At 61.8% G+C, this 6,501-nt stretch carries 8 protein-coding genes; 6 read left to right on the top strand and 2 right to left on the bottom strand.

From position 1 onward, the window contains the following. Positions 1-538 precede the first annotated feature (538 nt). Together GTA51_RS09530 and GTA51_RS20600 are read right to left on the bottom strand one after the other, a co-directional pair. A complete protein-coding gene (locus GTA51_RS09530) occupies positions 539-1,267 on the bottom strand; it encodes an EAL domain-containing protein (protein WP_160960573.1) in 729 nt (242 codons plus the stop codon). 148 nt (positions 1,268-1,415) lie between these two features. After that, positions 1,416-1,574 (bottom strand): hypothetical protein, encoded by a 159-nt coding sequence (locus GTA51_RS20600; protein ID WP_170300330.1) that lies wholly within the window; start codon positions 1,572-1,574, stop codon positions 1,416-1,418. A 138-nt stretch (positions 1,575-1,712) separates the two neighbouring features. Here GTA51_RS20600 and GTA51_RS09525 point away from each other — a divergent pair, with 138 nt between their 5' ends. From GTA51_RS09525 to GTA51_RS09500, 6 genes are all read left to right on the top strand, one after another. Next, a complete protein-coding gene (locus GTA51_RS09525; RefSeq protein ID WP_160960571.1) occupies positions 1,713-3,056 on the top strand; it encodes a MiaB/RimO family radical SAM methylthiotransferase in 1,344 nt (447 codons plus the stop codon). Further along, positions 3,053-3,634, top strand: coding sequence for a DUF4416 family protein (locus GTA51_RS09520; protein WP_160960569.1), 582 nt, complete (start codon positions 3,053-3,055; stop codon positions 3,632-3,634). The genes GTA51_RS09525 and GTA51_RS09520 overlap by 4 nt, the downstream gene beginning before the upstream one ends. Further along, the gene (locus tag GTA51_RS09515; protein ID WP_160960567.1) at positions 3,619-4,500 is read left to right on the top strand and encodes a YicC/YloC family endoribonuclease; all 882 of its coding nucleotides are present in this window, start codon (positions 3,619-3,621) and stop codon (positions 4,498-4,500) included. Before GTA51_RS09520 ends, GTA51_RS09515 begins: the two co-directional genes overlap by 16 nt. Before the next feature lie 102 nt (positions 4,501-4,602). Continuing rightward, positions 4,603-4,863 carry a DUF370 domain-containing protein gene (locus GTA51_RS09510; protein WP_160960565.1) on the top strand — a complete coding sequence of 87 codons (261 nt, stop codon included), beginning with the start codon at positions 4,603-4,605 and terminating at the stop codon, positions 4,861-4,863. Next, the gene (gene gmk, locus GTA51_RS09505) at positions 4,853-5,485 is read left to right on the top strand and encodes a guanylate kinase (RefSeq protein WP_160960564.1); all 633 of its coding nucleotides are present in this window, start codon (positions 4,853-4,855) and stop codon (positions 5,483-5,485) included. Before GTA51_RS09510 ends, gmk begins: the two co-directional genes overlap by 11 nt. A 90-nt stretch (positions 5,486-5,575) precedes the next feature. Continuing rightward, entirely contained in the window at positions 5,576-6,475 is a 900-nt protein-coding gene (locus GTA51_RS09500; protein ID WP_160960562.1) for a tetratricopeptide repeat protein, read from the top strand. Positions 6,476-6,501: the final 26 nt, after the last annotated feature.

Raw genomic sequence — 6,501 nt, 5'->3', positions numbered from 1 at the left:
GCCCGGCTGGTGCAACGAAATCTGTTTCAGCAATGTGAAATTCTCGACCTCATTGACCCGCGACGGCAACGCTTAAAACCAAACAATTCTAGCAGGCTATCTCTTCTAAATTAGCCGGACAGAAATGATTGCGAACGCTTGCTTGCGCTTTAACGATTTCCAACGCTTCTTTCAGAAAATCTTCCATGGGTACTCCTCACTTGTTCGCACAGCGACATCACAGGATGTGCAACTTTTTTTTGAACTACAGCGTTTCAAATTATCGGGCAAGAAAAATCTTTGTCACTGTCTCCCTTGGTCATGGTTGGCAATGAACACGCACGACCGCTCATGCTTTCCTCATAAAATGAATATGCAAAAAAATATGCAACAAAAAAAAGCCACGCTACCGCACTGTGCCATACGGTAGTCATAAAACAGCGTGTGGCAACGCTTCAATACAATAATCAACCTGATGAAAAGACCCGAGGGCAGCGAGATCTTTCCACCAGGCTGTTTCCCATCCGATAGATACGAATGAGAAAATATGGTTTTAAGGCTACAGAATGCCGGGATCGGGCAAAACACCGGCCGTATCCAAGCGCCACCCGCCCTGGCCATACCGTACGCCAAGGTCTTTGAGTTCCTGTTTGCGCCCGATACTTTGCACATCTTCCGATGCAACATCCATCAGCAGATTGTCGGCAAAACGCACCAGGGAGGCCATGGTTTCCTGGCCGCGTGGTTCTTCCCAATGCCAGGGCATACGCCGGGGGTCCACACGCAGGATATCGGCCGGCAGCAATTCCATGAACCGGGCCGGCGGATCGGCTAAATCAAAATTGTCGAGCAGCACGCGGGCACCCAGGCGTTTGGCGGCCAACAGCACGTCGATGGCCCGCCCGGGGGCAACCAGCAAGGCAGCCATGTCATACATGATGATAATGCGGTCAAAAGGAGCCTGCACCGTTGCGGCCAGGCTGGCAGGAGAGCTGTCCAGATCGCCGCGCACCAGATAGGCGGCGGGTTGGCGGATGGCGTTGCCCCAGGCCCCCAGGGGATCCTGGGCCGAAGCATTTTGGAGCGCTGTCCGGTCGGACAGCCGAAAGGAGGGGCCGTCGACAGGGGAGGCTGTCCCCGCCCGGGAGGCCTCGATACCGGCGACGTCGCCGTTGCCCAGGTCCACCAGGGCCCTGAAATAGACCGAGGGCTGTCCGGCACGCGAAACGTCGGCAGTCGGGAAAAGGGCCCGTTGGCCCGCAAGCACGGAAGAAAAGGTATGCGCCATGGACTCCATCCAATTGTTTTGCACACCCTTTCAAGATCCGATCCAACAAAATATACTGCAAATTCAGTAGATTAAAGAAACAGAGCTCTCCTTTTTTCAAGACAACACAAAAAATGCAGGCCCAAAGTGTCCTTAATTCAGGACAAACTCAGCCTGCACCGATGGTCAACCGGGTCAGCAAGGACAGCGAGGTCGTCAACAGCCGATCCCGCAAGGGCTCAGGCAGACGCCAGATGGTCATCGCCATGTAGGCCCCGAAACCTGCCAGTGCCACGATGTCGAAAAATACGATGAGCCGCTTGCGCATGGTGGCCTCCCGGGGCAATTTTTTCCCCTGCCTTCCAGCTTAGCAACCATCGTTCCGAAGCACTTGGGCATGGACCCGTCCGGTCAAGGACCAAGGCGATCCCGTTCCCCAGCAACCATCGTTCCGAAGCCCTGGGGCATGGACCTGCCGCCCGCCCTTTGCTATGCCGCCCCCATGCCCAACTCCGAGACCGCCTCATTTTGGCTGCAGACCCTTGGCTGCAAGGTCAATCAATACGAAGCCCGCGCCCTGACCGAAGCCTTCACCGCCCAGGGACTGGCCCCGGCCAGCGCCGCTGCCGAGGCCGATCTGATCGTACTCATGACCTGCGCCGTCACCGCCCGGGCCGAGGCCGAAGGCCGCCGTCTGGCCCGAAATCTGGTGCGCCAGGCCAAAGGCCAGGCCCGGGTGGTGGTCACGGGCTGCGCCGCAGTCGTCAGTCCCGACGCCTTCGCCGCCCTGGGAGCCGTGCCCGTGCCTGACAAGGCCGCCCTGGCCCGCGCGCCGCGCACCGCTGCCTCGCCACGCCCAAGGCCCGACGCCTGTTTTCCCGACCTCACCCTGACCGGTTCCAACCGGGCCAGGGCCTTATTAAAAATCCAGGACGGCTGTTCCCATGGCTGCACCTATTGCATCGTGCCCACAGCCCGGGGACCGTCGGTGTCCCGCCCCTTTGCGGCCATCCTGGCCGAAGCCCGGCATCTCCTCGACGCCGGCCACCAGGAACTGGGCCTGACCGGCATAAACCTGGGCCATTTCGGGCTCGGCTCCTCCCCGGCCATGACCTTCTGGCCGCTGGTGGCCGCCCTGGAAGACGCGCTCCTGGCCAGCCACGGCCCGGTCTTTCGACTACGCCTGGGTTCGCTTGATCCAGCCATGCTGACGACCGAAGGGCTCGACGTCCTGGCGCGCAGCCGCCATGTCTGCCGCCACCTGCACATTTCCCTGCAAAGCGGCGACCCGGCAATTCTGGCCGCCATGAACCGTCGCCCGGGCGACGCAGCCGTGACGTCCTTTTTTGTGGACAAGATACGTAGGCAATGGCCGGTCATGGGCCTGGGCCTGGACATCCTGACCGGATTCCCCGGCGAATCCGAAGCGGCTTTTGCAGCCACGGCCCAATGCATTGAAAAGCTGCCCATCAGCTATGCCCATGTTTTTCCCTATTCCCGCCGCCCGGGCACCCCGGCGGCAGCACTGCCCGGACAACTGGCCGGACCGGTCAAGACGGCCCGGGCCAAGGCCCTGCGCCAGATCGCCGAAGCCCAAGCAGCCCGCTTCCTGGCCCGCCTTGGCCGGGAGCAGACCCTGGTCGTGGCTGTGGAGCGCACAGGTCCCACCGCCGGCACCTGCGAGCACTATGTGGACTGCCGCTTTGTGGCCGACCCCGCCCGGCCCATCGGCTCCCTGGTCGCGGCCCGGCCCGTGGGCGTTGACGGCGAGGGCCTGTGCGTCGTGGCGCTGCCCCCGGAGGCCCCATGAGCCATCCGCATGAGCCGGTGGCCGGCAAACTCGTGGTTTCGGTCCTTTCGGCTGATTTCCCGACCGTGTGGCAACCGGTCCTTGCAGCCTTGCAAGCGCATTTCGGCCCGGTCGAAATCGCCTATGCAGCCAGACCCTTTGCCCACACGGCCTATTATAATGATGAACTCGGCACGCCCCTGGTGCGACGCCTTCTGGCCTTCACCCCGTTGCTGCCCCAGGACGCCCTGGGACCGGCCAAGTGTTTCACCAACGCCGTGGAAGAGCGGCTGGCCCGCCCGGACGGCAGCCGTTTAGTCAATCTTGACCCCGGCCTTGTCACCTGTGAACGCTTTGTCCTGGCCACGGGAAAAAACTATACCCACCGGATTTACCTCGGCCAGGGTATCTTTGGCGACTTGACCCTTGTGTTTCAGGCCGGCTCCTGGCAAACCCTGCCCTGGACGTTTCCCGACTACGCCGCGCCGGATATGCTGGCGCGCCTGACCGACGTCCGTTGCCGCTACCGCCGGGATCTGCGCGAAGCCGTCCCCCGGATCAATCCCCCCGAAAAGGAGCCCACATGCCCAAAAGCATGACCGGATATGGAAAAAGCCGCCTCGAATCCGAAGCCTTCACCCAGGTCTGGGAAGTGCGCGCCGTCAACAGCCGCTTCCTCGACCTCAAATGGCGCCTGCCGCTGTTTCTGCGCCCCAGCGAAACAGCCCTTGAACGGGTGGTGCGCGAAGCGGTGGCCCGGGGCCGCCTGGAAATCCACCTGGAATTTTCGCCCAAACGGGTGGACATGTGGAAGGCCACTCTCAATACCGGTCTGGCCGGGGCCATGCTTGATGAGCTGACCGCCTTTGCCGCCAGCCGCAACGTCGCCTTCACCCCGGATCTGGGCCGCATGCTGGGCATTTCCCATCTGTGGCAGGAAGACGCCGTGGACCCCGATCCCGACCTGTTCGCCACCCTGACCGAGGGCCTGCGCCAGGCGCTCATTGATTTTAACGACGCCCGCTCCCGGGAAGGCCGCAATCTGGCCGACGATCTGCTGACCCGGCTTGGCCGCCTTAGCACCTGGCAGGCCGCCATCAAGGCCGGTGCGCCGGCCATTGTTGCCGAGCGCACCGAACAGCTCGTGGCCCGCATAACGGCCCTGCTGGAAAAGGTCGGGGTCGAACCCACCCAGGAACGCCTGCTCCAGGAGACCGCCATCCTGGCCGACAAGCTCGATGTTTCCGAGGAAATGACCCGGTTGACCGGCCACCTGGCCCGGTTGGAAGGCCTTTTGCGCGAAGGCGGCGAAATCGGCAAAAAGCTCGATTTCCTCATCCAGGAGGCTTTCCGCGAGATCAACACCTGCGGCAACAAGGCCCAGAACCTGGACATCAGCCGGCTGGTGGTGGATTTCAAGGCTGAACTGGAGAAGTGCCGCGAACAGGTGCAAAACCTCGAATAGCCCGACCGCCCTTTTCATCGGCGCGGTTTCTGGTATGCTGGCTGCGGCGCGCCTGACGGACGCCGCAGCCAGTCCCTTTTTTGCAAAGCCCAAGGTGACGCCATGTCTTCCGGCCTCCTTAACATCGGTTTCGGCAACTTCGTCGCCACAGCCCGGGTGACGGCCATCGTCAACCCGGCCTCCTCGCCCATGCGCCGCCTGCGCGAGGAAGCCCGCGCCGACAAACGCCTTATCGACGCCACCCAGGGCCGCAAGACCCGGGCCATCATCATCACCGATTCCAACCACGTTATCTTGTCCGGCATCCAGGCGGAAACCCTGGGCACCCGGTTCGAGGCCCAGGAGGAAGACCATGCCGGTTAGACGTTTGGGAATGTTTTTGGTCATCTGCGCCCCGTCCGGGGCCGGTAAATCCACCCTCATCAAAAAACTGTGCGCCGAATTTCCGGCTATTTCCTTTTCCGTCTCGGCCACCACCCGCTCCCCGCGGCCGGGCGAGCGGCCCGGTATCGACTACCATTTCCTGTCCCGCGAAGAATTTCTCGCCTGGCGCGAGGCCGGCAAGCTGGCCGAATGGGCCGAGGTCCACGGCAATTTCTACGGCACGCCGCTAACGCCGGTGCGCCAGGCCCTGGCCGACGGGCGCGATATCCTCTTTGACGTGGATGTGCAGGGCGCAGCCCTTTTGCGCCAGAGCCTGGGGCAGGAAGGGGCCTACGTGTATATCCTGCCGCCCTCACGGGCCGAACTCTACCGCCGCCTGTCCGGTCGAGGCACGGACTCCCCGGAAGTGGTGGCCAAGCGGTTGGCGGCGGCCCAGGCGGAACTCGTCCAAGCGCCGCTTTTCGATTATTGGGTGGAAAACGCCGAGCTGGACACCGCGTACGACGATCTGCGGGCCGTTTATATGGCCGAACGCCGCCGGCCACGCTGCCATCCCGACTTCCTGCGCGAACTGCTGGCCCAATGGGAGGCCGCGGTTTAAGCGGCGAAGCGACAGTGTACCGGGTCGTTGACCGCCTTCCCCCTTCCCTGGTATCGTGGGACAAATAAGAACAGCACGAGTCTGGATGCCATGAGCAAAAACACCCAGGAAACCTCTTCCGCCGCCGAGGGCCCCCGCAAGGACGCTGTCTCGCCCGACGGCAAGGCCCGGGAGCGCATCAAGGGCATCTTCTCCACCCAGGCCATCCAAAAGGTCGGCACCGGGACCACCACGCGGCGCACCATCCAGAAGATGTACTGGTTTGTGGAAGAAGACGATAAGCACCAGCTCGAAATCCAGCCGCTCAATAAAAACTACGTCCCCTCCGGCCCCAAGCGCAGTATCTCCCTGGACGAGTTGCTGGAAAAGTTTTCCCCGGAACCGGAATTTTACGTCTCCACCGTCTATCCCCGTTTGCGCGAACTCAACATGGTCATCCAGAAAGGCGAGCGCCATCGGGAAAAAGGCGAGACGTTTAGCGCCGAACTGGAGTTCGGCCAGGCGCTTGCCGTTGACGCGGAAAATATCCGGGCCAACTTCGGTCTGGGCCTGACCTATCTGGACCGGGGCGAGGGCAATAAGGCCGACGACATTTTCCAGCGGCTGGTGCGTCTGGATGCCGCGTTTGAAAAAGAACACAAGCACCTGTTCAACGAATTCGGCATCAATCTGCGCAAAAACAAGATGACCGATCAGGCGTTGGACTATTACCACCGGGCCGAAGAACTGTCGGTTCGTGATGACAATCTCCTGTTCAACATCGCCCGGGTCCACTTCGACAAAAAAGAATACCCCCAGGCCATGGATTATCTGCAAAAAGCACTGGAACTCAATCCCGACCAGGCCGAAGCCCGGCGCTTTGCCGAATTTCTCGTGTCCAAGGGACTGGCCAAGGGCGATCTGCCGGGCTCGTCCCAATCGCCCGACGTCTCGCCGACGGATGAAGCCGCCACGCCGGGCTCCGTCACCCTTGATGACGAAGCGCTTTGAGCCGGCGTCGCCTGACGCATCCTGCC

Origin of the sequence: Solidesulfovibrio aerotolerans, from assembly GCF_009856865.1 — a bacterium.
Classification (GTDB): Bacteria; Desulfobacterota; Desulfovibrionia; order Desulfovibrionales; family Desulfovibrionaceae; genus Solidesulfovibrio; species Solidesulfovibrio aerotolerans.
This window is presented reverse-complemented; position numbering and strand designations above follow the sequence as displayed.